This window comes from Actinokineospora enzanensis DSM 44649, assembly GCF_000374445.1.
Taxonomy (GTDB): domain Bacteria; phylum Actinomycetota; class Actinomycetes; order Mycobacteriales; family Pseudonocardiaceae; genus Actinokineospora; species Actinokineospora enzanensis.
This window is the reverse complement of record NZ_KB894404.1, coordinates 182,328-209,001: the sequence shown is the minus strand read 5'-3', so window position 1 is coordinate 209,001 and position 26,674 is coordinate 182,328. Positions and strand designations below refer to the sequence as shown.

The following is a 26,674-nucleotide window of genomic DNA, read 5'->3' as shown; positions in this document are numbered from 1 at the left end:
CCCGCGGTCTCCCGGCTGTCCGGGCCGGTCTCGCGTCTCGCCGATCGAGAGGAACGCCCGGTCAAGATGGTCGGAATCGATCGAGTCGCGCACACACGGTGAGAACGCTCCCGAACGTCGCGTGGGCTCGCTCACGGGCGGGGACCGGGGAGTTGATCGGGTGTCAGGATGCTGGGGTGACCGGTGTGGCCGAGAGCCCTGTCCCCGTCCGTCCCCGATCCTTCGTCCCCCTTGGCGCGACCTGCGTCGCCGTCGGTGTCGCCAACGCGCTGGCCGTGCCGTTCCTGTCGGTGTTCCTCACCGGCGACGTCGGCGTACAGCCGGTGCCGCTGGGCGCGTTCCTGCTCGCCACCCCGGTCGCCGGGGTGGTCGTCAGCACGGTGATCGGGCGGCTGTCGGACACCCGCACCGACCGCCGCCTGCTGTTGCGCGTCGGCGGGGTCGCCGGGGCGATCGGGTACTCGCTCTACGTCTTCCTGCGGGACTACTGGGCCCTGCTCGCCGTCTCCACCACCCTCGTCGCCGTCGCGTCCGCGCTGATCCCGCAGATGTTCGCGTTCGCCCGACACGCGGTGCTGCGGTCCGGGACGACCAAGGGCCCGCTGATCATCAGCGGCCTGCGGACGCTGATCTCCGTGTCCTGGGTCGCCGGACCGCCGCTGGCCGCGCTGCTGGTCGCGGTCAGCGGATTCCGTGGCCTGTTCGGGGCCGTCGCCGTCTGCTACGCGCTCGCCACCGTGCTGACGTTCCGGCTGCCGGACCCCGGGACGGTCGCGCACGACCCGACCAAGCCCCGCGTCCGCCCCGGCCCGTTGCCCCGGCAGGTGTGGTTCGCCGCGCCCGCGTTCGTCCTCATCCAGGGCGCCGGATCGCTCGGCGTGATGACGCTCCCGCTGTTCGTGGCGGCCGACCACGGCGGCGGGCCCGCGGACGCCGGGTTGATCCTCGGGCTGTGCGCGGCGCTGGAGATCCCGCTGATGATCTGGCTCGGCGTGCTGGCCATCAAGGCCGACCAGCACCTGCTCGTGCTCACCGGTGCCGTCGTCGCACTCGGCTACCACACCGCCATGTACCTGACCGGGTCGTTGTGGCAGGTGGCGGCGGCGCAGGTGCTCAACGCGGTGGTCATCGCGTCGGTGGCGGGAGTCGGGATCTCCTACTTCCAGTCACTGGCCCCGGACCGCCCCGGCACCGCGACCACCCTCTACACCAACACCACCGTGGCGGGCTCGATGATCGCGGGCCCCCTCCTGGGCGTCGCGGCCAAGCTCGGCTACCGCGACTCCTACCTGATGAGCCTGGTCATGGCAGGCCTGGGCGCGTTCCTCCTGGCCCTGGCCCGGCCTCGGCGGGTCAGTCCTGTTCGATCAGCAGCCGGCGCATGATCTTGCCGGTGGCGTTGCGGGGTACTCGGGGTACGAAGATCACGTCACGGGGGACGGAGAAGCGTTCCAGGTGGTCGTGGACGAAGTCGCGGACGGCGGTGGCGCCGAGTCGGGCGCCGGGTTCCAGGGCCACATATGCCGCGAACCGCTGGCCGTACTCGCGATCCGGGACGCCCACCACGGCCGCGTCGGCTATTCCGTCCATGGTCAGCAGGAGTTCCTCGACCGGGCGGGGGAACACGTTCTCGCCGCCGGAGACGATCATGTCGTCGTCGCGGCCGGAGATGAACAGGCGGCTGTCGGCGTCGAGGTAGCCGCGGTCGCCGGTGACCATCATGTCGTCGTGCATCTCGTTGTGGGTGCCGTTGGTGTAGCCCTCGAACAGCATGTCGTTGCCGACGCAGATGCGGCCGACCGCGCCGGGGGCGACCGGTTCACCGGCGGCGTCGAGGATGCCGACGCGGGTGCCGACCGGGCAGCGGCCCGCGGTGGTGGGGGCGGCGCGCAGGTCGGCGGGGTCGGCGATGCTGGCCCAGGAGACCTCGGTGGAGCCGTACAGGTTGTAGAGGATGTCGCCGTAGGCGTCCATGAAGGCGGTGACCAGCGGGCCGGGTAACGCCGAGCCGCTGGAGGCGACCACGCGCAGGCTGGTGGTGTCGTAGCGGGCGCGGACGCGTTCGGGCAGGGCCATGATCCGTTGGAGCATCACCGGCACCGCGAACAGCACGGTGCAGCTCAGTTCGGAGATGGCCGCGAGTGTCGCCTCCGCGTCGAAGCGGCGGTGCAGCACGACGCTGGCGTGCAGCGGCATGGCCAGCTGGACGCCTGCCAGGCCCCAGGTGTGGAAGACCGGCGCGGAGACCAGCATCCGCTCCCCCGCGCGCAGCGGGATGCGGGACAGCACCGCCGCCGCGGAGCCCAGGCCGGGTGGGTTGCGGCGGCGGGCGCCCTTCGGCGTGCCGGTGGTGCCCGAGGTCAGGACGATGATCTTGCCGGGGCGATCCGGCGGGCGCACCTGGGTGGCGGGGGCGGCGCCGATCAGGGCGTCGACGGTCAGCTCACCCGGGCCCGCGCTCCAGGTGGAGATCCACGGCAGGGTGGCGGGCAGGTTGTGGAACAGCGGGGCGAACTCGTCGTCGGCCAGCAGCGCTATCGGGCGGTGCGCCTCCACCAGGTCGGCCACCTGGTCGGCGGACAGGCCGGTGTTGAGCAGCAGCACGTCCGCGCCCAGCTTGCCGCAGGCGATGGTCACCTCGACCAGTCCGGCGTGGTTGCGGCACATCACCGCGACCCGCCGCCCGCCGCGCACGCCGTGCTCGGCCAGCGCGTTGGCCAGCCGGGTGGTGCGGTGGTCGATCTCGCCGAAGGTGAGCTTGCCGCGTTCGTCGATGATCGCGACCGCGTCCGGCACGCGGGCGGCCGCGGCACGGTAGCCGCCGACCAGGGTGGCGCCCCAGCGGGCGAGCGCGCTGAGCTGGCGGGCGACCCGGTCGGGTCGGCCGGGGGTGAGCACGCCCGCACGGGCCAGGGTGCGCGCGACGGTGAGCGTGGACTGCCCGCGCGCGGCCTGGTCGAGCCGGGCGGGCGAGACGGTGATGGCGCGGCCGGACAGGTGGTGGTCGACGCGGCCGAGCGCCTTGCGGATCCGCTTGCGCAGCCAGGCGGCGGTGAGCGTGGTGCCCGCGGTCAGGTCCTCGGGCAGCGACACCACGACCTCGACGTGGGTGCGCTCGCGCGCGGCCGGTTCCAGCCGGATGGCGATGTGCCCGCCCGCCCAGTTCGGGCCGACCAGCACCAGGTGTTCGGCGGGTCGGCTGACCAGGACCTCGACCTGGTCGGCGACCGGGTCGCCGCGGCGCGGGCTGAACCGGACCCGGTAGACGGGGCCGCGGCCGGGTCTGGCCGGTCCGCCGACGCGCTCGGCCGAGGCGATCTCGCGGACGAACCTCGGGTACAGCCCGGGGTCGCCGAGAACCTCCCAGACCTTGTCCGGCGCGTGGTCGAGGACCTGCTGCACCTCGACGAGCTCGGTCGGCATGGTCCTCCGTCAGCGGGGCGACCGGGGCGTGGGCCCGGCGACGCGATGACACCTGGGTACATCGGTCTGGCCATCGATCGGTAAGCGACTGTTCCCAGGCTTGTTATCAGCGTTCACCCGACCGACGCAAGTGGCGCTACCACCATTCGGAGTAGCGCCACCCAAGATCACTCACTCGGCGCAACAGTCGACGCACTCTCACCCGATTGGGGTACCACGACAGTGCCAGTCGCACGAGTCACCACGAGTGGCGGGTCGAGCACGTCCGCGGCCGACGGCCCGCGCTCCGGCGCCGACCGGCACACCACCCGTGCCTCGAACTCGACGTCCCGGGACCGGGTACCCACCCTGGTCAGCATCGCCGTCGCCTCCACCACGTCGCCCGCCCGCACCGGCGCCAGGAACGCCACCGACGCGTACCCGGCGAACAGGCCCTCGTCGCCGTCGGTGCGCACGCACAGCTCGGTCGCGACATCGCCGAACAGGCCGAGCGAGAACGCGCCGTCGACCAGCCCGCCGCCGTAGTGGGCGTGTGCGTGCGGGACGTAGCGGCGGTGGGTGACCGACAGACCTTCGACGGGGCTCACGCGGCGGGCTCCTTCCGGACGGTGATGGCGTGGGCGAGATAGCTGGCGACCTCGCCGGGGGTGGTGCCGCGCCCGAACACGCGGTCCACGCCCAGGTCGCCTGCCATCCGCGGATCGAACCGGGGACCGCCCGCGATCAGCAGCGGCCGACGCGCACCCATCGCCTCGCGGAACGCCGCGGACATCTCCCGGGTGTTGAGGATGTGCGCGTCCCGCTGGGTGACGACCTGCGAGACCAGCACCGCGTCGGCCTTCTCCGTGCGCGCGCGTTTGACCAGCTCGGGCACGGTGACCTGGGCACCGAGGTTGACCACGCGCAGCTCGCGGTAGTACTCCAGCCCCTTCTCCCCGGCGAAGCCCTTGATGTTGAGGATGGCGTCGATGCCCACGGTGTGCGCGTCGGTGCCGATGCACGCGCCGACCACGACCAGCTTGCGCCGCAGCAGCCGTTTCACCGCGGTGTTGACCTCGCCGGGCGGCAGCAGCGGGTACTCGCGCTCGACGACGTGCACGTCGGCCATGTCCACGATGTGCGTGACCGAGCCGTAGACGACGAAGAAGGTGAAGTCGGGCCCGATCGCGTGCGAGTGCACGACCATGGCCGGGTCCATGCCCATCTTGGCCGCCAGCAGCAGTGCCGCCCCCTCCGCGCGCGGGCCGTGCGGCACCGGCAGGGTGAACGAGGTCTGCACCATGCCGTCGCCGCTGGTGTCGCCGTACGGGCGGACGTGCCGCGGTTCGGCGGTCATCGGCCTGCCCCCTCGTCGAGAAGGTCGATCGCCGGGTTGCGGTAGTCGTCGGCCTTGGCGACCACGCCGTCGGCACCCTTGCCCCGGTCCGGCGGCCGCTTCATCAGCCCGAACGTGCCGTCGGCGATGGCGGCGAGCAGGCCGTCGTCCACGATCCGGCCGAGCAGGTCGACCGCCTCCCCCAGCACCTGGTGGGCGCGCTTGACGATCAGGCCGTCCGGGGCGGGCCGGAAGTCCTCGGCGAGCCCGCCCGCGGCCGCCAGCACGTAGCGGACGTTGGCCAGGGCCAGGTCGCGGTCGGACAGGAACGGCGTCACCACGGCCTCGGTCATCATCCCGACCAGCAGGATCGACTGGCCGGTGAGCACGCCCGCGAGGTTGAAGAACCCGTCGAGCAGGTAGCCGTTGAACACGTCGCCGGTCATGTGCTTGGTCGGCGGCATCCACTTCAGCGGCGCGTCCGGGAACAGCTCGCGGGCCAGCAGCGCGTGCGCCAGCTCCAGCCGGAACGAGTCCGGCACCCGCGGGTCGATCTCGAACGCGTGGCCCAGGCCCAGCAGCGCGTCCGGCAGCCCGGCCTCGTGCGCGAAGTGTTCGTTGAGCAGCTGGGACACGGTGACGGTGTGCGCGGCGTCGACCGCGTCGGCCGTGGTCAGGTAGTTGTCCTCGCCGGTGTTGATGATGATGCCCGCACGGGCGTGCACCTGACGGGAGAACCGCTGGTCGACGAAGGTGCGGATGGGGTTGATGTCGCGGAACAGGATGCCGTACATGGAGTCGTTCAACATCATGTCCAGCCGTTGCAGGCCGGCCAGCACGGCGATCTCCGGCATGCACAGGCCGGAGGCGTAGTTGGTGACCCGGACGTAGCGGCCGACCTCCCTGGACACCTCGTCCATGGCCGCTCGCATGATCCGGAAGTTCTCCTGGGTGGCATAGGTGCCCGCGAACCCGTGGTGCGTGGCGCCTTCCGGCACGTAGTCCAAAAGGGACTGTCCGGTGGAGCGGATCACCGCGATGATGTCGGCGCCCGCGCGGGCGGCGTTGGCGGCTTGGACCACGTCCTCGTCGATGTCGCCGGTGGCGACGATCAGGTAGATCCACGGCCGCCGCGGCGGGTCGCCGAGCCTGGCCACCAGCTTGTCGCGCTGGGCGCGGTTGCGGTCGACCGTGCGGAGTCCTTTGGCGACGGCGGCGCGGGCGGCCTTGTACGCGCGGGTGCCGTCGGCGCCGGTGGGCACGCGGTACCGGACTTGTCCGGCGGCGGTTGCCTCGGCCAGTTCGGTGAGGCTGGTCAGGTCGTGTTCGCGGAGCGCGTGGAAGACCGGGCCACACACACCGTGTTCGAGGCCGCACTGCTCGGCGACGGTGTCCACGACCCGGTTCACCCACGGCACGTCACCGGCGCGGTGGGTGCTGTCCGCGCCGGTGATACCGGCCAGCCGCAGGGTCGCGCGTTCCAGCGAGGTGGTGGTGTGCGAGCGGGCGATCTCCACCACGGGGGCGGCGGCCGCCGCGGCGAGGCGCCGGGCGGTCGCCACCACCGCCGGGTCCAGGTCCAGCAGCGGCATCGCGGCTCCTCTCTCTCGATCAGCTCCGGTTGTGGATCACGCGTCCGCGCAGGACGGTGCGCAGGCAGGTGGGCAGCGGCGCGTCGGGGTCCAACGGCGGCAGCGCGGGGACGCGGGAGCGCGGGTCGGTCGACCAGCGCTGCACCCGGGAATCCGGCGCGGCCACGACCAGGTCCGTCGCGTCCCAGATCGCGTAGGTGGCGGGGGCACCGGGCACGAGCATCCCGGTGAGACCGTCGTCGACCCCGGCCGCGCGCCAGCCGCCGCGCGTGTGGGCGGTGAACGCGGCGCGCGGCGACAGGCCGGACCCGGGCGTGCGGTGGTGCACGGCGGCGCGCACGGTCGCCCACGGGTCGACGCGGGTGACCGGGGAGTCCGAGCCCAGCGCGAGGATCACGCCCGCGGCGGCGAGCCGGGCGAACGGGTTGAGCGCCACGCCGCGCTCGGGCCCGAGCCGGTCGACGTACATGCCGTCCGGACCGCCCCAGGCCGCGTCGAACAGCGGCTGCACCGAGGCGACCACGCCCCAGCGCCCCAGCCGCCCGGCCTGCTCGCCGGTGACCATCTCCAGGTGTTCGAGCCGGTGCCGGGACCCGGCGAGCGCGGGCAGGCCGGTGACCGCCTCGGCGCGCGCGAAGCCCTCGACGATCTCGGCCACCGCGCCGTCGCCGATCACGTGGAACCCGGCCTGGATGCCCGCCTCGGTGCAGGCGATCAGGTGCTCGGCGATCTGCGCGGCGTCCAGGTAGAGGGCGCCGGAGGTGTCCGCGTCGGCGTAGGGCGCGCACAGGGCGGCGGTCCGGGAGCCCAGGGCGCCGTCCACGAACAGGTCGCCCGCCAAACCGCGCACGCCGTGCTTGGCGGCGAGATCGGCCGAGCCCCGCTCGCCCCAGTACCCGACCACATCGGGCAGGTCGCCGGTGCGGCCCAGCAGTTCGGCGAGATCGTCCGGGCCGGAGATGTCCGGACCGGCGCACTCGTGCACGCAGGCCACGCCCATGGCGGCGGCGTGCCGGAGAAACCCGGTCTGCGCGGCGGCGCGCTGGGCCGGGCTGATCGCGTCCTGGGCGGCGCGCCGGGCCCGGTGGTGGGCGTCGCGGGTCAGCGGGCCCTCGGGGTGGTAGCCGTCGGCGTCGCGCACGCCCGGGGCGCGCTCGACCAGCGCGGTGCTGACCGCGGCGGAGTGCACGTCCACTCGGGACAGGTACACGGCCACGCCCCCGGCGGCGGCGTCGATCTCCGTACGGGCGGGCGGGCGTCGCTCGGGCCAGGCCGTCTCGTCCCAGCCGTGCCCCCACACCAGCGTGTCCCCGGTGGCCCGGACGTGCGCGGTCACCGCGGCCAGGCACTCCGCGAGCGACCGGGTGCCGGTGAGGTCCAGCCCGGTGCGCAACAGCCCGGCCGAGGTGGCGTGCACGTGCGCGTCCACGAACGCGGGCGTCACGAACGCGCCGTCCAGCTCGACGACCTCGGCGCCGGGGTGCAGCGCGCGGCCGACGGAGTCCTGCCCGAGCCAGACCACCGTCCCGTCCTGGACGGCGAGGGCGGTGGCGTCGGGGTCGGCGGGCGAGTGGACCCGGCCGCCGAGCAGCAGTGTGGTGGTCACGGTGACCGAGTCTCGCGGGCGGCGAACAGGGCCCGCACCCCGGGCTCGGCGCGCAGCAGGTCGAGCGCGAACGCCGCGTGCCCGGGGACGTACCCGTTGCCGACCAGCATGCGCACGTCGGCGGCCAGTCCCTCGGCGCCCAGCGCGGCCGCCGAGAACGAGGTGGCCATCGAGAAGAACACGACCGTGCCGCCGTCGGCTGTGGCGAGGATCGCGCCGTGTTCGCAGCCGGGCACGTCCACGCAGACCACGGTGACGTCCACCGGCGCGCCCACGGCCTCGGCCACGGCGACCGGGTCACGAGCGTCGGCGAGCACGACCTGGTCGGCCAGCCCGGCCGCGCGCACGGCGTCGGCCTCGGCTTCCGTGGGCACGAGCGCCACCACGCGATCCGCCCCCGCGCGGCGGGCAGCGGCCAGCGACAACGACCCGGATTTCCCGCCTCCGCCCAACACACACACCGACACCCCCTCCCCCGCCTCGCGCACGACACGGTCGGTGAGCGCGGGCGCTCCGCACACGTCCAGCACGGACAGCGCCAACGCGTCCGGCAGGTCGTCGGGCAGCACGGCAGCGATGGAACGGCCGAACAGGACAGCCGTGCCCGCGCACGGGACCTGCTCGCTCGCGCCGTCCCAGTCGGCAAGGCCGTCGGTGATCCGCAACGGGGTGAGGGTGAGTGAGACGAGGGTGGCGATCCGGTCGCCGGGGCGCAGGCCCAGCGGCGAGTCGGGGCCGACCGCGCGGACGGTGCCCAGCAGCATGCCGCCGGAGCCGGTGACCGGGTTCTGCATCTTCCCGCGCTCGACGACGATCGCCAGCACCGCCGCGCGGACGTCGTCCCCGTGCTCCTCGCACAGCTGCCGGTAGGAGGCGGCGTCCAGGTTGAGCCGCTCGACGTCGACCACGACCTCGTCGGCGTAGGGGCGCGGGTCGGGGTCCAGGCGCCGGGCCTGCTGGGGCAGCACGCCGACCGGGTCGAGCACGCGGTGCAGCCCGTACGGCGAGCCGACCGGGAACCCGCTCATCGCCCCACCCCCTCCAGATTCAGGCCGAAAAATTTACGGCGCAGCGACATTGTGGCAGCATATCTTTACGCCACTCTAGCGGCTAGGAGTACATATGACTGCGATGCCCGAGATGGTCACGTTGGTCGAGAAGTCGGACGCCCACCTGTTCGGCCAGCCCTACGAGTACGCGCGCCGCGAGCTGATCGAGCCCGACTGGCGCCGCTTCCCCGGGTGGGCGCACGTCACCGAGGCGCAGTGGCGGGACGCGCAGTGGCAGCGGGCGAACTGCGTGAAGAACGAGCGCCAGCTGCGCCGCGTCGCCGGTGACCTGCTGACCGAGTCGTTCTACGCCGACCTGGCCGCCGACCAGGCCGAACTGGCCACGATGTCGATGCTGCTGCCACCGCAGATGCTCAACACGATGGCCCCGCACGCCGCGCCCGGCGAGTTCACCGAGGCGTTCCTGGCCGACCCGGTGCGCCGCTACATGCTGCCGGTGCGCTCCGACCGCGACCCGGTCCATCCCAGTCACCCGCACTCGACCAGGGACTCGCTGCACGAGGCCGAGATGTGGGTGGTGGAGGGCCTGACCCACCGCTACCCCACCAAGGTGCTGGCCGAACTGCTGTCCACCTGCCCCCAGTACTGCGGGCACTGCACCAGGATGGACCTGGTCGGCAACTCGACGCCGCAGGTGGACAAGCACAAGCTCGCGCTCAAGCCGGTGGACCGGCAGGACCGGATGATCGACTACCTGCGGCGGACCCCGGGCGTGCGGGACGTGGTCGTCTCCGGCGGCGACGTGGCGAACGTGCCGTGGAAGCAGCTGGAGTCGTTCCTGATGCGGCTGTTGGACATCGAGACCGTCCGCGACATCCGGCTGGCCACCAAGGCGCTCGCGGGCCTGCCGCAGCACTGGTTGCAGCCGTCGGTGGTGGAGGGCCTGGAACGGGTCGCGCACACCGCCTCGCGGCGCGGTGTCAATCTGGCCATCCACACCCACGTCAACCACGCGCAGTCGGTGACCCCGCTGGTGGCCGAGGCCGCCCGGACCGCGCTGGAGGTCGGCGTGCGGGACGTGCGCAACCAGGGCGTGCTGATGCGGGGCGTGAACGCGACCCCGGAGGCGTTGCTGGACCTGTGCTTCGCGTTGCAGGGCGAGGCGAACATCCTCCCCTACTACTTCTACATGTGCGACATGATCCCCAACGCCGAACACTGGCGCGTCGCCGTCTGGGAGGCGCAGGCGCTGCAACACGCGATCATGGGCTACCTGCCCGGCTACGCCACCCCCCGGATCATCTGCGACGTGCCGTACGTGGGCAAACGCTGGGTGCACCAGGTCGCCGAGTACGACCGCGAACTGGGCGTGTCCTACTGGACGAAGAACTACCTGGCCGGCACCGAACGCGCGACCGGCGGCGACCAGGCCGAGATCCTGCAGCGCCGCTACCCGTACTTCGACCCGATCTCCACCCTCCCGGAATCGGGCAGGCGGTACTGGCAGGCGCACCCGGACTACCTCGGCTAACCGACTCCACTGTGGACAGCCGGCGGTGCTAGTGGTGCACCACTAGGCCGAACGGGTGTCCGCTCCCGGGCCGACCGGGACGACACCCGTCGAACGGCCGCCGACATCTGTCGTGGCGCGTTTGTCAGCGGGTTTCCGACACCGACGGCGGTGCGCAAGACTCTGGCCCCCGGCCGCCGCCAGGGCGGCCCGTGACCGAGGAGTTGGGCCGTGCACAACCGCGGAAACCGGGCGTTAGTCGCCGTCCTGGCGGCCGCCACCGCCGTCGGCCTGGTCGTCGGGGCGACCCCGGCGCAGGCCGCACCGGCCAGGACGGACTCGCTGTCCGCAGCACAGAACACCGCAGCACAGAACACCAAGGACATCGCCGACCGGCTGCGCGCGATCCCCGGCCTGACGATCGTGTCCGACACGCAGACCACCGACGGCTACCGGTTCTTCATGCTCACGTTCAGACAAGCGGTCGACCACCACAACCCGCGTGGCGCGACGTTCGAGCAGCGGTTCCAGCTGCTGCACAAGGACACTTCGCGGCCGATGATCCTGCACACCACCGGGTACGACATGCCCGACTACCCGTTCCGGTCGGAGCCGACCCGGTTGGTCGACGGGAACCAGATCTCGGTGGAGCAGAGGTTCTTCACCCCGTCCCGGCCCGATCCGGCCGACTGGGATGACCTGGATATCTGGCAGGCCGCCACCGATCATCACCTGATCGTGCAGGCGCTGAAGCCCATCTATTCGGCCAGGTGGATTTCCACCGGGGCCAGCAAGGGCGGCATGACCTCGGTGTACCACCGCCGCTTCTACCCGCACGACGTGGACGGCGTGGTCGCCTACGTCGCCCCCAACGACGTGATCAACACCGAGGACCGGGCCTACGACAGGTTCTTCCGTACGGTCGGCGACCGCGACTGCCGGACGAAGTTGGAGGACGTGCAGAAGGAGGCTCTCAAGCGGCGCGCGGCCATGGTCGCGAAGTACCAGGCGACGGCCGACGCGAACAAGTGGACCTTCAACACCCTGGGGTCGATCGACCGGGCCTACGAGGAGACGGTTCTCGATACCGAATGGGCTTTCTGGCAGTACTCGTTGCAGTCCGATTGTCCCAGCGTGCCGGTGAAGACCGCGTCCGATGACGAGCTGTACGCCTTCATCGACGCCACCGCCGGGTTCGCCTTCTACGCCGACCAGGGAATCACCAAGTACAACCCGTACTACTACCAGGCGGCGACGCAGCTCGGGTGGCCCGCACCGAAGTTCGAACACCTGCGCGGATTGTTGCGGTACCCCGGGCTCTACCAGGCGAACTCCAACCTGCCGAAGGAACTGCGTCGCCCGCACGACCCCCGACCGATGATCGACGTGGACCGGTGGGTACGAACGCAGTCTTCGCAGATGCTGTTCATCTACGGGAGCAATGACCCGTGGGGAGCCGAGCAGTTCCAACCCAGCTGCCACGACTCATCCGTCTACACGGCTCCCGGAGCCAACCACGGCGCGAATATCGCGGCGCTGAGCCCTGCCGACAAGGATGCGGCCACTGCCGCCGTTCTTCGGTGGGCGAACGTGACCGCGCCTGCTGTCAGCTCGCGCGGCACCGATGGTCTGACCGACCTGGACCGGGCAGAGCCTCGTAACGACCGACGCTACCCGTTGTTGTAATTCGAGGATTGGCGGTGCCGCGCCGGGCGGGCGCGGCACCGCCAACCAGGCGCGGACCGAAGGCAGGCCGTCGAAAACCGACACCTACCGCGAATCTCACGTCACGGCCCGATGCTATTGGCAGCATGGAGATTGCCGTCCGCACCCGCCAGACAAGCGGCAGCGGGCGACTCGGTCCCCAGGAACTCCCCCAGACAGCGCCCGATCTGAGCATGCCCAGCCTTGTTGGGATGAAACGATTCCTGCAACGCGTGACTGGCCCGATCATCGTCACCGAGATCGTTCCAGCGCACGGCCAACCGACTGAACCACTCCTCCTCCGGCTTCTCCCGAGAACAAGCCTCCCGAGTCAACCCGGCCCGCGAGATATCCAGCAACCGAGCCCCGGAGTCCCGAGCAGCCTGCCGCACCCCCGCCGTGATCTTGGGAACGGCCGCCTCCCGAACCCATCGGAGATCCACCTCCCGAAACGGGCACCCGTTGAGATTCCGCAGCTCCGGCCGGATATCAGGACTGATCGGCGCCGCGTAGGACTGCAACACCAACTGATAGTCCGAGTTCTGGTAACCGGCCTTCGACATCACCGACCGGATATCCGCGAGCGCCTTGTCCACCTTGGGCACCATCGCGTCCACCCGCCGCTGCCAGTCGGGCCCCACCGAGTCCGCACAGCCGGGTTTGCCCTGGTCGAACCACGCTTGCACGCAGTCGTCCAGGACATGCGAGAAGCCGGGGTCGTCATTGGCGCCGACCGCCACCAGAATCGCCACCACACGCTTTTTCTGAGCCAGTTCAGCCAGGCGAGCCGTCTGCGAGCCCTCGGTGTACTGCTTCGTGTCGCCCAAGCCGACCTGGGCGGAGTTCGCGCCGGAGCAGGCCAGGTTGATCGTCTCCACGATGCCGCGCAGGCCGGTCTGGTGGATGGACGCGTTCCGCGAACGGTGACACCAGTCGCCGTCGGTGCCGTCCGTGCCGGGTTCGTAGTCGCCTGCCGACTCTCCCGAGACGGTGCTGTCGCCCATCGCCACCAGCACCCTGGGACCGTTCGGCGGGCCCTGGGCGGGCGGCGGCTCCGGCCGGAGCAGCACCAGGGTGGTGCCCACGAGCACCAGCACCAACACCAGGACCGCCGCATGCCACCGGTACCGAGTCATCCACCGCGTCATCGCGAGTGAGTCTAGGCGCTGTCCGGTAAGTCTGGTGCGCGGGATCCGTGATCCGCGTGGTCTCTGGGCGTGCGGGCGGGAAGCCGCACGTACCGGGTTGTACTTGGGCTTTCCGCCCGTGCGGCCGGAGGCCGCGCGGGCGCGGATAGCGCGTGCCGGACTTGCGGGACAGCGCCTAGCGGGTCAGAGTCGACGCAGCAGAGCCTGTTTCGCGGTCGCGAACTCCTCGTCGGTCAGCACACCGTCGCGGTGCAGGTCGCCGAGTTCGCGGAGTCTGCGTAGGACGGTGTCGGGGGATTCACCCGGCGCGGGTGGGGTTTCCGGCTCCGGCCGTGGCACGCTCGGGTGTGGCAGTCGGGCCAGGACGGCCGCCGCGACCAGGGCCGAGTGGGCGATGTCCTTCTTGAACCCCCATAGCCGCAGGCAGTGCAGGTCCTCGGCGGCGGCGGGCGCGGGTGTCGAGTCGGCGGTGCGGAAGCGGAGTTGCGTTGTCGTCCATTCCAGACCGACCAGGTCGGACAGGAGCAGCTCGCGCGGACCGGCGGACTTCTTCACCGTCGACGCCGCCCAGCCCCATTCCAGACGGACGCGTTCGCCGTCGAAAGTGACCGTGCCGTCCTCACCCGTGGTGGACAACGGCACGTCCGGGCCGGGCATGAGGTACTCGGCCGCAGGCTCGACCGGGACACCCGCGACCATCCGCGCGTCCCGCACCCCGGCCGCGAAGGACGTCGCGGTGGCGACCGCCCCGGCATCGACGGCCAGCCGGTACGGATCGGCGGCGGTCGGGAGCGCGCCGCCGGTGGCCTGGACCAGCGGGTCGGCGCCGCGCCGGGGGCGTAGTCGCAGGGTGCCGCCCTTGCGGTCGGACTCGAACACCACGGTCTCGATCGCGGCCAACGGCACCGCCAGATCCCCGAGCGCCTGACGCAGCGGGTGCGCGCCCGAGCCCGGCGTGATCCGCACCGTCTCGAAGTCGAACACCCACGCACCGTCGCGGGTGATCACCTCGGTCATCCCCAGCATCGCGTCCCCCTCGCCGTCCCCTGGACCCACGGTATCGGTCCGGACGGAAGCGGTCAGACCGGGACGACCCGCCCATCGGCGAGCGCCAACCGCCGATCCGCGATGGCATGCACCTCATCGTGGTGGGTGGCCACCAGCACCGCCGCACCGTCCTGCGCGGTCCGCCGCAGCAGCGCCAACACGGCAGCGACACTGCCATGGTCGAGGTGTGCGGTCGGCTCATCGGCCAACAACACCCGAGGCCGCCCCACGATCGCCCGCGCCAGCGCGGCGCGCTGCTGCTGCCCGTAGGAGACCTCGCCGGGGTACCGGTCGGCCAGCCGCGAGATGCCCAGCTCCGCGAACAACTCCGTGACCCGCTCGTGCACGACGTCCCTGCGCCCCGACAACCGCAACGGCAACGCCACGTTCTCGGCCAGCGTCAGCTCCTGCGCCAACCCGAGCGCCTGCGGCAGAACCGCGCAGTCACCCCACTCCGGCGCCCCGGTCATCACCTGCCCACACACCTCGACACTCCCCGAGTCCGGCTTGTCGAACCCGCACAACAGGGCGAACAACGCACTCTTCCCCGACCCGGACCGCCCGGACACGGTGACCACCTCGCCCGGCACCACCTCCAGATCGACCCCCCGCAACACCTCCACCGGCCCATCCGCGTGCGCGAACGCCCGGGTCAGCCCCCGCGCCACCAACACCGCCTCGACCACGGTCGAGCTGTTCACGCGGCCACCCCCTCGATGCCCTCGACCCGCCCCTCGCGCAACCGCACCACCCGCTGCCCCAACGAGACCAGGTCCGGGTCGTGCGAGGCCGCCACCACCGCCACGCCCTCCCCTGCCAGCCGGGTCAGCACATCCAGGACCAGCGCGGCCGAGGCGGCGTCCAGCTGGGAGGTCGGCTCATCGGCCAACACCACCGCCGGGCGGCGGGCCATCGCACACCCGAAGGCAAGTCGTTGCTGTTGGCCGCCGGACAGGGCGCCCACCTTCCAGTCGCCCGTGCCGGGGATGCCCAGCCATTCCAGGATTCCGTCGTCGGCGTCCGGGCGGCCCGCCGACTGGGCGGCGGCGCGCAGGTTCTGGGCGACGGTCAGGTGGCCGATCAGGTTGTCCGGCGGTGCCTGGAACACCATGGCGATCCGGTCCCGGCGCACGGCCCGCCGCGCCCGGTGGGACAGATTGCGGATGTCGCGCCCCTGCCAGGCCACCGCCCCGGCGGTGTGCCGGTCGATCAGGCCCAGGACGCGCAGCAAGGTGGACTTCCCGGAGCCGGAAGGCCCCGCCAGCACGGTGATCCCGTCGGTGGGCACGTCGAACGTCACGTCCTCCACCGCAGGCACCACCCCGGCGGGCGTCCGGTATTCCACGTGCGCGCCGCGCAGTTCATATAGCGGCACGACCTCGTCGAACAAGGGCTCGGCGTCGAACAAGGACTCAGCCACGGATCAGCTCCCCCACTCGGGCGGTGTTCACCGAACGCACCGCCGCCCAGCACACCAGCGCGACCACGAGCGCGGCCACCGAGGTCGTGAGCGACACCAGCGGCACCAGGTCCGGCGCGCCCGCGACCGGCCGCAGCCACGGTGACGGGTCGAGCATCGGCGCCGACACGGCCGCACACACCGCGCCCGCCGCGCTGCCCGCCGCGACCGAGATCCCGGCCAGGGAGCCGAGTTCGGTGAGATGGCTGGCGACCAGTGTGCGTTGTCGCAGCCCCATGCGCGTGGCCAACGCCCCGGCGAGGGCGTTCTGCCTGCGTCGCACCTCCACCGCCAGCACCAGCGCGGCGGCGGCGACCACGGCGAGGACCACACCCAGGGCGGTCACGAAGTCGAAGGTCCAGGTGACCGTCAGGAACGGCAGCCCGTCCAGCGCCTTGGCGCGGGTACGCAGGTGCAGGTGGTAGATGTGCGCCGCGTCCAGCCCGGCGACCAGCCGCTCGCCCGGCAGCGACGACCACGCCTGCCAGACGTCGATCTCCCGCAGGTCCGGCACGGCCGCGCGCGAGACGACCCAGCCGCGGCCGGTGCCGATCAGCGGAAACGTGGCGGTCCGGCCGATCGGGTGGACCTCGCCGACCCGCTGCAGCCGCAGCGACGCGTCCGGGGCGGAGCCGACCCGCAGGGCCGGGACGCCGCCGCCGGTCGGGGCGAGGGCGGCGAGCTGGGCGGCGATGTCGTCCGGGTCGTGGTCGCCCAGCCAGGCCGAGCGGGCGAAGGTGGCCGGGTCGACGACCAGGATCATGCCGTCGTCGGTCTTGAGCACGCCGACGAGCGTGGCCTGCGCGGCGATCTCCGGCGGCAGCCCCTTGCGGCCGACGTCGGTGGGGATCTGGGTGGTCGACTCGGCGCCGATGAACAGGCCGGACTTGGTGTCCAGGGCCGTGCTCTGCGCATCCGCGACCCCCACGCCCACGGTGAGCGTGCCGACCGCGAGCGTGCCGACCAGCAGGATGCCCACCGCGGACCCGGCCGCGGCGGCGAGCCTGCGCAGCGCCAGCTGCACCGACGGCACCCGCCACAGCGAGACCCGGTGCGTGCCGCGCAGCCCCCAGCGGGCCAGCCGCACGGTGACCAGGGCGACGGTGAGCACGACCAGCAGCGGGAACGCCAGCCCGACCGCGTCGGCGGTCTGCGGAAGCGGCTGCCCGAACACGAGCTTGGTGGGCGTGTTGTGCAGGCGCGCCCAGGCCAGGTAGGCGGCACCCGCGGTGAGCAGCTCCCACGGCACCAGCCGCCAGGCCCGGCCCGCGCGGCGCGTGCCACCCGCCTGGAACGTGCGGTGCGCCCGCGACGCGGTCACCACGCCGACCACGACCAACGCCGCCACCAGCACGGCCCCGGCGACGGCGGCGGCCAACGGGACGACGCCGTCGGTCAGCTGGTCCGACGGCGCGTACCAGGAAATCGTGAACCGGGCGGCCACCAGACCGACCACCGCGCCCGACAGCAACGGAGCCGCCAGCTCCAGCACGGCCCGCCAGCCGAGCGCGATCGGACCGGCCCCGCGCGCCCACAGCAGCCGCAGCTCGGCGTGCCTGCGTTGGGCCCACTGCACGGTGACCGCGCCGACGCCCGCCAGCCCGACGAGCAGGCTGATCACGGTCAACGGCAGCACCGCGTCCCGCACGGTGTCGCTCGCGTCGCGGGCCACGTCGACCGGTCGGGCGAAGTAGTTGCCCAGGGTCACCAGCTGCGTCTTGTTCTCGGCGCGCAGCCCGGCCGAGATGCCGTCGAGCACCCGCTGCCCGCGGCCGACCAGGTCGGCGCCCTCGTCGACGGTGGTGGGCAGCCGGTCGACCGGGAACCGCACGGTGACCGCAGCGCTGTTGCGGCCGACGACCGGGCCCATCGAGGTGGCGAACGACTCCAGCGTGGGGAACCAGACCATCGGCCCGGTGGCGCCCTCCGGGGCCAGCGGGTTGGCGACCACCCGCCGTTCCTCGGCGCACCAGTAGGCGGGCGCCGGGTCGGTGACGTCGGCGTAGATCGCGGTGACCGGCGGCAGGGTGCCCTGCAGGCCGCGGTCGCCGAGCTTGATCCCGGCGATATCCGCGAGGCTGCGCGGCACCCACAGCCCGTCCCGGCCGCCGCCCTCCAGCACGGTCAGGTTGTCCATGGCGCCGTCGCGGTAGCCGAACTGCGACCACGGGTGCCGCCCGCCGAAGTCCCACTGCCGCACCCCGGAGTAGACGGCGCCGACCATCGTGGGGAACCCGTTGGCCTGCCCCTTCGCCCGCGCCAGCCGCAGCACGGCCTGCGCGTCGTCGAGGGCGACGCGGTTGCCGTCGGCCACCGGCGGCACGGTCTGCTCGCACAGCCGACCGGCCTGGTACCCGATCGCCGCGCTGCCCGCCGCGTTCGCGTGCAGCACCGCCGCCGCGCCGACGAAGGCGAGCAGCAGCGCGGCGACGAACGCCACCAGCACCGTCATCGGGCTCGACCCGGCCGCGCGGGGGGCGGCTCTCCAGGGGACCTGCATGGCGTCGGAGGCTACCGGCGGGAACGGCCCGGACCTGCGAAAGCTACGGATTCGAGACCCCGGGTTCGATCTTGATCACCGGGCGTGCGCGTCCGGCCACCGAACGCGGCGTCAGAGCGCGGGCGACCGTCCCTCGTACGGGGTGGACAGCACGACCGTGGTGCGGGTGGACACCTTGGCCGCCTCGCGGATCTTGCGCAGCAGCTCCTCCAGGCCGACCGGTGAGGGCACCCGCACCAGCAGCACGTAGGAGTAGTCGCCCGCGACCGAGTAGCAGGCCTCGATCTCCGGGATGTGCTCCAGCCGCTGCGGGTAGTCGTCCGGGGCCGCCGGGTCGATCGGGGCCAGCGAGATGAACGCGGTCAGCGGCAGCCCGATGGCCTCGGAGTCCAGCCGCGCCGAGTAGCCGCGGATGACCTCGCGCTGCTCCAGCCTGCGCACCCGCTGGTGCACCGCGGACACGCTGAGCCCGACCCGCTCGGCCAGCTCGGTGAAGCTGCGCCTGCCGTCGGCGGACAGCTCGCGGACGATGGCCTTGTCGATCGGTTCGAGTTCGCCGGTCATCCGGGCAGCACCACGAGCTCGTGCGGCCGGTTGTTCAGCGACTCCACACCGGAATCGGTGACCACCACGATGTCCTCGATCCGCGCACCCCAGCGCCCCGGCTGGTAGATGCCCGGCTCGACGCTGAACGCCATGCCCGGCTCCAGCACCAGGTCGTTGCCCGCCACGATGTACGGGTGCTCGTGCACGTCGAGCCCGATGCCGTGGCCGGTGCGGTGGATGAAGTACTCGCCGAACCCGGCGGCCGCGATCACCTCGCGCGCGGCCGCGTCCACCGACTCGGCGGTGACGCCCGGCCGCACCGAGGCCACCGACGCCCGCTGCGCCTCGGCCAGCACCGCGTAGGTGGCGGCCACATCGGCGTCGCGCGGCTCGCCGACGGCGTAGGTGCGGGTGCTGTCGGAGTTGTAGCCCGCGTCGGTGATCCCGCCGATGTCGATCACGACCACGTCACCCGCGGAGATCACCCGGTCGGACACGTCGTGGTGCGGGCTTGCCCCGTTCGGCCCGGACCCGACGATCACGAACTCGGTCCGCGCGTGCCCCTCGGCCACGATCGCGGCGGAGATGTCGGCCCCCACCTCGGCCTCGGTCCGCCCCGGCCGCAACCACTCCCCCATCCGCGCGTGCACCCGGTCGATGGCCTCGCCCGCGGCCCGCAACGCGGCCACCTCGGCGGCGTCCTTGCGCATCCGCAGCCCACGCAGCACCGACCCGGCCAACACCTGCTCGACCCCCGGCAGCGCGTCCCGCAGCGGCAGGAGGTGCAACGCGGGCAACACATCCCCGACCGCGATCCGCGCGGGCGCGCCGAGCAACCCGGCCACCAGCCGATACGGATCCTCCCCGTCGACCCACGTCGCCACCCGCACACCCAGCTCGGCCAACGGCACGCCCGCGTACCCGGGCGCCTCCAGCTTCGGCACCACGAGCACGGCCTCCCCGGCGGTGACGACCAACGCGGTCAACCGCTCGAACGAGGACCCACTGCCCCCGATCAGATAGCGCAGGTCCGACCCGGGCGCGATCACCAGGGCCTCGGCCCCGTGCTCGGCAGCGGCCCCCCGTGCCCGCTCCAGGCGCGCCCGCAACAACTCGGCATTCGCGGCAATGGTCGACATGACGGCCAGCCTAACCCCGCCACCCGACAAACCACCCCGCCCGGCACGGGCGAACCACACCGGCTCCCGAAGCGTGCACACCGATTTCTCGATCATCCACAGACATGATCGACTTGGCATCGGGCTGTCCAGGCTTCGCCATGGAGTCGAACGCAGGGTCCCGTTTCGCGTCCACTTAGGATGATCGCCAATCCTCGGGAACAGGCCCATCCGTCTCGATCGAGACGGATTTCGCTATGCCTTGAGAGGGATCGCTGCCCCCGCAGCGCCTGTCCCGCGCAAACGGACAACTGTGCGCCCGGTCGTGCCTGGCCCGAGTGGCGGCTAGCCTGGTGATGCCTCACCGCCGAGGTGCGACGTCCCTGGTCGACGGGCCGAGAGCGCTGGCGATGGGCACCGGCCGAAGGCGGGGCGACAAGGCGAACGAGAGCATCGGCGCGCGTATCCGGCACCTCCGCGGCCGCCACATGACGCAACAGGAGCTGGCGGACGCGGCGGAGGTCAGCGTCGACTTGGTCCGCAAGCTTGAGCAAGGGCAGCGGCACACCGCCTCAGTGCCCTACCTGCACCGGATCGCGCGCGCGTTGGGGACCGATCTCGACGGTCTGCTCGGACAGCCGCAGACCGTGGCGGAAGCCAGCGTCGACACCGTGGGCGCGATCCGAGACGCCCTGACATCAATCGATGACCTTCTCGACGAGGTCGACGACGTCGACACCCCCTCATCCCGCCATTGCTGCGCACTCACGGCGGCTACCGCCATCGCGAGGGCCGGGGAAGTCCCCGCCGACCAGGTCGACGCCCACGTCACCGCACTACTCGAACGCCAACGATTCATAGCGATCCACACCGGACGCACACGCAAGGCATCCGGTCGCAGCGTCCCGCGAGTCGGCCGAACTTCCGATCAACGCCACCGACCGGCACCCACGCGATCCAGCACGTCCTGTCCGTCGACCTGGCACCGGACCTGGTAAGAACCTGAGAAATCCGGCGTTCGGGCACTTTCCGGATATGGCATGCGTTGACCAGGCGCAATCGGTCCCGGGAGGAGCGAACATGGACTTCATCGGAATACTGGTCGGCTACGCCCTCACGGCGTTCATCCTGCTGCTCGTCGCCAGGATGGTGCTGGACTGGGCGGCGATGGCGGGCCGGGGCCCGGCCTGGGTCGGCCGTGCCCGGACCTTCACCCGCGCGACCACCGAACCCGCCATCGCCCCGGTGCGGCGGGTGGTGCCGCCGGTGCGGGCCGGGGGCATCGGGATCGACCTGGCCTTCACGATCGTGTTCGTCGTGGCCTTGGTTCTCCGGTCGATCGCGTTCGCGCTCTGACCGGCGCGGGTTCGGGCGGGAGTGAGTCCCGTACCCGGTGTGCCGGGCTCCGCGCGGTCAGGTGTGGCAGGCTCTCGGCCGTGAGTGGACCTGTGGTGTTGTTGGACTCGGCCAGCCTGTACTTCCGGTCGTTCTTCGCCCTGCCGGAGTCGATGACCTCGCCGGACGGTAAGCCGGTGAACGCCGTGCGTGGGTTTGCCGGGATGATCGCGCAGATCCTCAACGACCGGAAGCCGTCGCGGCTCGTGGCCTGTCTGGACGCGGACTGGCGGCCCGCGTTCCGGGTGGCCGCGATCCCCAGCTACAAGGCGCAGCGGGTGGCCGACCCCAGCGTGAACGCCGAGGAGGTGCCGGACACGCTCACGCCGCAGGTGCCGATCATCCTCGACCTGCTGGACGCCGCCGGGATCGCCACCGCGCAGGCCGCCGGGTACGAGGCCGACGACGTGATCGGCACGCTGGCCCACCGCGAGCAGGACGCCCCGGTCGAGATCGTCACCGGCGACCGCGACCTGTTCCAGTGCGTCCGCGACACCCCCACCCCCGTGCGCGTCGTCTACGTCGGGCGGGGGTGGTCGAAGGCCGAGGTCGTCGGGCCGGAGGAGCTCGCCGCCCGCTACGGGCTGCCCGCCGAGGGGCTCGCGTACGCCGACATGGCCGTGTTGCGCGGCGACCCGTCCGACGGGCTGCCCGGGATCACCGGCATCGGCGAGAAGACCGCCGCCAAGCTGATCACCAAGTTCGGCTCGCTGGCCGCGCTCGTCGAGGCCGCCGACGCAGGCTCCAAGGACGTCCCGCTCAAGGTGCGCGAGGCGTTCACGCACGACGCCGACTACCTGGCCAAGGCACCGCTGGTGGTGCGGGTCGCCACCGATGTGGGTATCGAGGCGACCGGAACGCCGGAGGTGCCGCACGCGGTCGACGTGGACCGCGTGCGGCAGCTGCAGGAGCGGTGGAACCTGGGGTCCGCCGTGGACCGTCTGCTCACCGCGCTCGGCTGACCGTCAGGCGACGTCCAGGGCGACGTCGTCGAGGTCGAAACCGGTCGGCTCGCCGTAGTCCTCCTGGCCGAAGAACGTGAACCGCACGGTCTTGCCCGCCAGCGAGCCCACGTCGTAGCTGCGTCGGACCCAGCCGGGCGCGGCGTCCAGGTTGGAGAGCACCGCGACCCGGGACGTGTCCGCGGTGACGGTCAGCGTGTCCACCGGACCGGCCGAGGTCGGCTCCTCGGTCGTGGTCCGCACCCAGAACGACAGCGTGGAGTACGGGCAGTCGGCCGGGATCGTCGCGGTCTGCTGCAGCGTGTCCCCGAACGGCATGCCCAGGCCCGCGAAGTAGGCACCCCACCTGCCCGCGTGCGGGGTGACCCCGGCGTCGTCGGTGATCAGCAGCGTCCTGCTCTGGTCCCAGCCGTTGCCGATCCCGCGCCCCTCCTCGAAGCCGGGGTTGCGCAGCTTCTGTCCCTTCGACGGGCAGGCCCAGCCCGGCGGTGTGGTGAACATCCGGAAGGTGACCGTGCCGGTGCGCTTGTTCCGGTCCGTGGCGGTCGCGGTCACCGACCTGTCGATCACCGTCGCGGTCGGCTTGCCGGAGATCACCCCGGTGCTCGCGTTCAGCGTCAACCCGGCGGGCAGCGCCGTCGAGGTCCACGTGTACGGGGCGGTCCCGCCGTTCACCGACAGCGGCACGGACATCGGCGTCCCGATCCGGCCCGCCCGCACGCCCGGGTCCGCGACCAGCGGATACCCCGGCCGGTACCCGGTGTTGACGACCAGCATCCGGTTCGGCGAGCCCTGCGCGTCGGAGATCACGTCCTTGGTCGAGTCCAGCAGCAGCCCGGCCGACAGCTGCGCGGGCGTCAGCCCCGGGTCCCGCGCCAGCAGCAGCGCCGCCGCGCCCGACACGTGCGGGGTCGCCATCGAGGTACCGCTGAGGATCTCCCAGTCGGAGTCGTAGCCCGCGCTCGCCGACCAGATGTACTCCCCCGGCGCGAACAGGTCCACACAGGACCCGTAGTTGGAGAACGAGGCCCGCCCGTCGAAGTCGTTGGCGGCCGCCACGGTCAACGCCTCCGGCACGCGCGCGGGCGAGTGGGCGCACGCGTCGCCGCTGTCGTTGCCCGCCGCGACCGACACCACCACGCCGTCGGCGATCGCGCGCCGCACCGCGTCCTCCAGGACCTGGTCCGGCGCGTCGCCGCCGAGGCTCATGTTCGCCACCGCGGGACCGGACACGTGGTTGGCCACGACCCAGTCCAGCCCGGCCGCCACGCTCTCGCTGCTGCCGTACCCGTCGCAGTCCAGCACCTTCACCGCGACCAGCCGCACGCCCTTGGCCACGCCGTACTCGGTGCCGCCGATGGTGCCGGACACGTGCGTGCCGTGCCCGTTGCAGTCCTCGTTCCTGCCGTCACCGCTGGTGTTGGTCCCCCACACCGCGCGGCCGCCGAACTCCTCGTGGGTGACGCGGATACCGGTGTCGACCACATACGCGGTGACGTTGGTGGCCTTGGTGGCGTAGGTGTACTTGTTGTCGATCGGCCCATACCGCTGGTCGATCCGGTCCAGCCCCCAGGAACGCGGGTAGTCCTGCACGTCCGCCTTGCTCACCCGCCGGTTCGCCTGCACATACGCGACCGCGGGATCTGCGGCAAGCCTGCGCGCGGCGCGCGCGTCCAGAGTGGCCGAGAACCCGTGCAGGGCGTGCATGAAGGTCCGGTTGACCCGTCCGGAGTACTTGCCCGCCAACGCTTCCGGGCTGGCGGGCCCGTCCTTGAGCACCACGATGTAGCTGCCGTCGATCGCGCCCACCCCGGCGCCGACCACCTCAGCCGTCGCCGCCGGTGCCATGCCCACGATGGTGCCCGCGACCATCGCGGGCACCACTAACCACGCTCTGCTTCGCCTACCGCGCATCGGATCCCCTCCGCTCGTGTGAACGAGCAGAGACTAGGGACGACAGCCGGTCACCACGCGGATTCCGGCCACGATTACCCCGGATGCCCTGCGCCGCAACGGTCGAGCACTCGAACGGTCGCGCGCGCTGCTCCGTCCCGCACCCGTGATCGGGCCCGATCGGCGCTTGCGGAGACTCAGTACCGTGTGCCCGACCAGGGCTTCACGGGCACGGTGAAGACCGTGTCCGCCCGTTCCGCCGCGCCCGGAACGAGCTCACGCACCCGCCCGATCCCCGCCAGCACGCTCGGCGCCCATCCACCCAGGTACAGCATCCCCAGTACGTCCACGTCCATTGCCAGCTCCGGCGCGTCCCCGGTGCGCACCGCGCCGTCCGCGCCGACCCGGTAGCGACCGGAATTGCCGGGCAGGAACGCGTCCTCGACCTCCACCACGACCGAACCCGCGCCGTAGCACCGCGCCGCCAACGCCGCGGGCACATCCACCAGGCGCACCCACAGGTCGCCGTGTGTCACCGCCTTCGTCACCGCGCGCGGGTCCACCAGCATCGCCGCGACCGGCTCGTCCACCGGCCGGAACAGCGCCCGCACCGTGTCCACCAGGTCGACGCCCAGCACGAACCGCCACAGCGCGGCCGCGACCGCGGGTGTGGCCGCCACCAGGTCCTGGACCTCCAGCACCGACTCGTGCCCATGGCCCGGCCGCGTCACGCGGTAGGCGACGAACCCGTCGTCCCCGCCCGACCCCCGGTGCACCGCGACGGACAGGCCCTCCCCCAGCCGGTACATCACGTCGTAGCTCGTCGGCCACCACTCGGCGGGCCGCGCGATCGTCCCCACCCGGCCGCGCCCCACCCGCGCGTGGATGTCCGACAGCAGCGGGGAGATCTCCAGGGCCGCCGCCAACGGCGCCGAGTCCAGCAGCCGCACCTCGCCCTCGTCGGGCACCTCGGGCCGCAGCGCCACATCCGCGCTCCGCAAGGTCAACGTCGCCGTCCGGGTCGCCTCGCCGTAGCCGAACCGGCCGTAGATCCCCGGCTCCGACGCGCGCAACGCGGCCAGCGGCTCACCGCGCGCGGCGAAGTCCGCCAGCTGCGCGCGCATCAGCTCCCGCAACGTGCCGCGCCGCCGGAAGTCCGTGCGCACCGCGACCCGGGTCACCGCCGCCATCGGCACCCGCCGACCGCCCGGCACCACGAGATCCGACGACCACGCCAACGCTGTGCCCACCATCCGCCCACCGGCGAACGCGCCGAGCGTGCGCCCCTGCTCGAACGAGCCCGCGACCCCCGCCCACACCGCGTCGGTCAACGGCGGGCGATGTATGGCCTGGCCGAACAGCTCGATCGTGGCGCGGTGCTCGGACTCCCGGACCTGGCGTACCTCGATGTCGCTCACCCCGGCGATCATGCCCGCAGACACCGAGGGCGCGCGAACCGAATACGGTGCGCGCGCCCCTGGGCGGTAGTCCGGTGTGCCTGCCGGTACGTCAGTTGTCGGTGGGCGGCGCGACCTCGTACTGGCCGTTGTCGTCGCGGACGGTGATGTGCACCGTCTTGTCCTCGCCGCCGATCTTCACCGTGCAGGTGAACTGCGCGTCCTTCTTGACCTGCTGCCCGGTCGGGCAGGTGACCGACTCGACGTTGTCGATGCTGTACTTGTCGGTCAGGATGCCCTGCACGCCCTTCTGCACCGCGTTGGTGTCGAAGACCTTGTGGTTGAAGAAGCCCGGCGTGATGAAGCCGAGCACCGCCACCGCGCCCGCGACGAGCACGACCACCACCACGGTGATCCAGATCCAGGTGCTGCCGCCCTTCTTCTCCGGCGACCCGGAACCGGGGTAGGCGCCCGGCTGCTGGTACTGCTGCTGCCCGTACTGGGCCTGCTGCTGGCCGGGCTGGCCCCAGTTGCCGTACTCACCGCCCGGGTACTGCTGCGTCGGCTGCGGCTGCTGGCCGTAGCCGGGCTGTCCGTACTGCTGCTGCGCCGGATCGGGCTGCCCGTACTGGGGCTGCTGCTGCGGATAGCCGTACTGTCCGCCCTGGGCGGGGAAACCACCGGAGGGCGTGCCCGTGGGCGGCTGGCCGTACTGGCCACCCTGCGCCGGGTATCCGCCCTGCGCCGGATAACCACCCGGCTCGCCCTGGGCCGGGAACCCGCCCGACGGGGTTCCCGCGGGCGGTCCGTAGGGCTGCTGGCCCCACTGCTGCTGTGGGTCCGGCTGCCCACCGGACGGCCCGTAGGGGCTGCTCATCTCTCGCCTCCGCCGAATCGAGGTAGCGCCGCCATGCACACCTTTGGGCGCGATCAAACCACAGCGGGCGGCCGTGGCCACACCCAACCCGGGTGGCGTGTCCAACCTGTTGGATTCCCACCCGTCAGGGCTCACACCACCCTCACGCGCCCCACCGGCCGGGCGGCGCGCG

General features: G+C 72.2%; 22 protein-coding genes. 6 read left to right on the top strand and 16 right to left on the bottom strand.

The features are described from left to right. Positions 1–185: 185 nt before the first annotated feature. A complete protein-coding gene (locus C503_RS37740) occupies positions 186–1,385 on the top strand; it encodes a sugar efflux transporter (protein ID WP_063710758.1) in 1,200 nt (399 codons plus the stop codon). Here the strand turns inward: C503_RS37740 and C503_RS0103680 are convergent. The 6 genes from C503_RS0103680 to kdd all read right to left on the bottom strand — a co-directional run bounded on the left by C503_RS0103680 (position 1,354) and on the right by kdd (position 8,964). Continuing rightward, positions 1,354–3,423, bottom strand: a complete 2,070-nt coding sequence (locus C503_RS0103680; RefSeq protein ID WP_018680853.1) for an AMP-binding protein — start codon at positions 3,421–3,423, stop codon at positions 1,354–1,356. The two genes, C503_RS37740 and C503_RS0103680, sit on opposite strands and share 32 nt — an antisense overlap. Before the next feature lie 167 nt (positions 3,424–3,590). After that, the gene (gene kal, locus C503_RS0103675; RefSeq protein WP_018680852.1) at positions 3,591–4,010 is read right to left on the bottom strand and encodes a 3-aminobutyryl-CoA ammonia lyase; all 420 of its coding nucleotides are present in this window, start codon (positions 4,008–4,010) and stop codon (positions 3,591–3,593) included. Beyond that, complete coding sequence (gene kamE / locus C503_RS0103670) at positions 4,007–4,759, bottom strand: lysine 5,6-aminomutase subunit beta (RefSeq protein WP_018680851.1); 753 nt, start codon at positions 4,757–4,759, stop codon at positions 4,007–4,009. Before kamE ends, kal begins: the two co-directional genes overlap by 4 nt. Then, the gene (kamD, locus tag C503_RS0103665; protein WP_018680850.1) at positions 4,756–6,330 is read right to left on the bottom strand and encodes a lysine 5,6-aminomutase subunit alpha; all 1,575 of its coding nucleotides are present in this window, start codon (positions 6,328–6,330) and stop codon (positions 4,756–4,758) included. The genes kamE and kamD overlap by 4 nt, the downstream gene beginning before the upstream one ends. Positions 6,331–6,349: 19 nt before the next feature. Next, entirely contained in the window at positions 6,350–7,936 is a 1,587-nt protein-coding gene (locus C503_RS0103660) for an amidohydrolase (protein ID WP_018680849.1), read from the bottom strand. Continuing rightward, positions 7,933–8,964, bottom strand: coding sequence for an L-erythro-3,5-diaminohexanoate dehydrogenase (gene kdd / locus C503_RS0103655; RefSeq protein WP_018680848.1), 1,032 nt, complete (start codon positions 8,962–8,964; stop codon positions 7,933–7,935). Before kdd ends, C503_RS0103660 begins: the two co-directional genes overlap by 4 nt. A gap of 94 nt (positions 8,965–9,058) precedes the next feature. On the opposite strand from kdd, the gene C503_RS0103650 reads away from it, so the two are divergent. Both C503_RS0103650 and C503_RS0103645 read left to right on the top strand, forming a co-directional pair. Next, positions 9,059–10,477: a KamA family radical SAM protein gene (locus C503_RS0103650; protein ID WP_018680847.1), complete on the top strand. Its 1,419-nt coding sequence runs from the start codon at positions 9,059–9,061 to the stop codon at positions 10,475–10,477. Positions 10,478–10,687: 210 nt separating this feature from the next. Further along, complete coding sequence (locus C503_RS0103645; protein ID WP_018680846.1) at positions 10,688–12,142, top strand: S28 family serine protease; 1,455 nt, start codon at positions 10,688–10,690, stop codon at positions 12,140–12,142. A gap of 101 nt (positions 12,143–12,243) precedes the next feature. On the opposite strand, the gene C503_RS0103640 is transcribed toward C503_RS0103645, so the two are convergent. The 7 genes from C503_RS0103640 to C503_RS0103610 form a co-directional block, all read right to left on the bottom strand. After that, positions 12,244–13,308 (bottom strand): GDSL-type esterase/lipase family protein, encoded by a 1,065-nt coding sequence (locus C503_RS0103640; protein ID WP_018680845.1) that lies wholly within the window; start codon positions 13,306–13,308, stop codon positions 12,244–12,246. 183 nt (positions 13,309–13,491) lie between these two features. Next, positions 13,492–14,334, bottom strand: coding sequence for a DUF4429 domain-containing protein (locus C503_RS0103635; RefSeq protein ID WP_018680844.1), 843 nt, complete (start codon positions 14,332–14,334; stop codon positions 13,492–13,494). 53 nt (positions 14,335–14,387) lie between these two features. After that, a complete protein-coding gene (locus C503_RS0103630) occupies positions 14,388–15,056 on the bottom strand; it encodes an ABC transporter ATP-binding protein (RefSeq protein WP_018680843.1) in 669 nt (222 codons plus the stop codon). Beyond that, the gene (locus tag C503_RS0103625) at positions 15,053–15,775 is read right to left on the bottom strand and encodes an ABC transporter ATP-binding protein (RefSeq protein ID WP_018680842.1); all 723 of its coding nucleotides are present in this window, start codon (positions 15,773–15,775) and stop codon (positions 15,053–15,055) included. Before C503_RS0103625 ends, C503_RS0103630 begins: the two co-directional genes overlap by 4 nt. After that, a complete protein-coding gene (locus C503_RS0103620; RefSeq protein ID WP_026315948.1) occupies positions 15,768–18,314 on the bottom strand; it encodes a hypothetical protein in 2,547 nt (848 codons plus the stop codon). Before C503_RS0103620 ends, C503_RS0103625 begins: the two co-directional genes overlap by 8 nt. Positions 18,315–18,425: 111 nt before the next feature. Continuing rightward, complete coding sequence (locus C503_RS0103615; RefSeq protein ID WP_018680840.1) at positions 18,426–18,878, bottom strand: Lrp/AsnC family transcriptional regulator; 453 nt, start codon at positions 18,876–18,878, stop codon at positions 18,426–18,428. Beyond that, a complete protein-coding gene (locus C503_RS0103610; protein ID WP_018680839.1) occupies positions 18,875–19,999 on the bottom strand; it encodes a M24 family metallopeptidase in 1,125 nt (374 codons plus the stop codon). Before C503_RS0103610 ends, C503_RS0103615 begins: the two co-directional genes overlap by 4 nt. 335 nt (positions 20,000–20,334) lie before the next feature. Between C503_RS0103610 and C503_RS47635 the strand changes: the two genes are divergently transcribed. The 3 genes from C503_RS47635 (at position 20,335) to C503_RS0103595 (ending at position 22,335) form a co-directional block, all read left to right on the top strand. Then, positions 20,335–20,976, top strand: a complete 642-nt coding sequence (locus tag C503_RS47635) for a helix-turn-helix domain-containing protein (protein ID WP_245572393.1) — start codon at positions 20,335–20,337, stop codon at positions 20,974–20,976. An 82-nt stretch (positions 20,977–21,058) separates the two neighbouring features. Then, entirely contained in the window at positions 21,059–21,334 is a 276-nt protein-coding gene (locus tag C503_RS0103600; protein WP_018680837.1) for a YggT family protein, read from the top strand. Positions 21,335–21,414: 80 nt separating this feature from the next. Beyond that, positions 21,415–22,335 carry a 5'-3' exonuclease gene (locus tag C503_RS0103595; RefSeq protein ID WP_026315947.1) on the top strand — a complete coding sequence of 307 codons (921 nt, stop codon included), beginning with the start codon at positions 21,415–21,417 and terminating at the stop codon, positions 22,333–22,335. Positions 22,336–22,338: 3 nt separating this feature from the next. Here the strand turns inward: C503_RS0103595 and C503_RS46630 are convergent, their stop codons facing one another. The 3 genes from C503_RS46630 to C503_RS0103580 form a co-directional block, all read right to left on the bottom strand. Further along, the gene (locus C503_RS46630) at positions 22,339–24,207 is read right to left on the bottom strand and encodes a S8 family serine peptidase (protein ID WP_018680835.1); all 1,869 of its coding nucleotides are present in this window, start codon (positions 24,205–24,207) and stop codon (positions 22,339–22,341) included. A 218-nt stretch (positions 24,208–24,425) separates the two neighbouring features. Then, positions 24,426–25,646 (bottom strand): GNAT family N-acetyltransferase, encoded by a 1,221-nt coding sequence (locus tag C503_RS0103585; protein WP_026315946.1) that lies wholly within the window; start codon positions 25,644–25,646, stop codon positions 24,426–24,428. 91 nt (positions 25,647–25,737) lie between these two features. Further along, complete coding sequence (locus C503_RS0103580; RefSeq protein WP_018680833.1) at positions 25,738–26,502, bottom strand: DUF4333 domain-containing protein; 765 nt, start codon at positions 26,500–26,502, stop codon at positions 25,738–25,740. Positions 26,503–26,674: the final 172 nt, after the last annotated feature.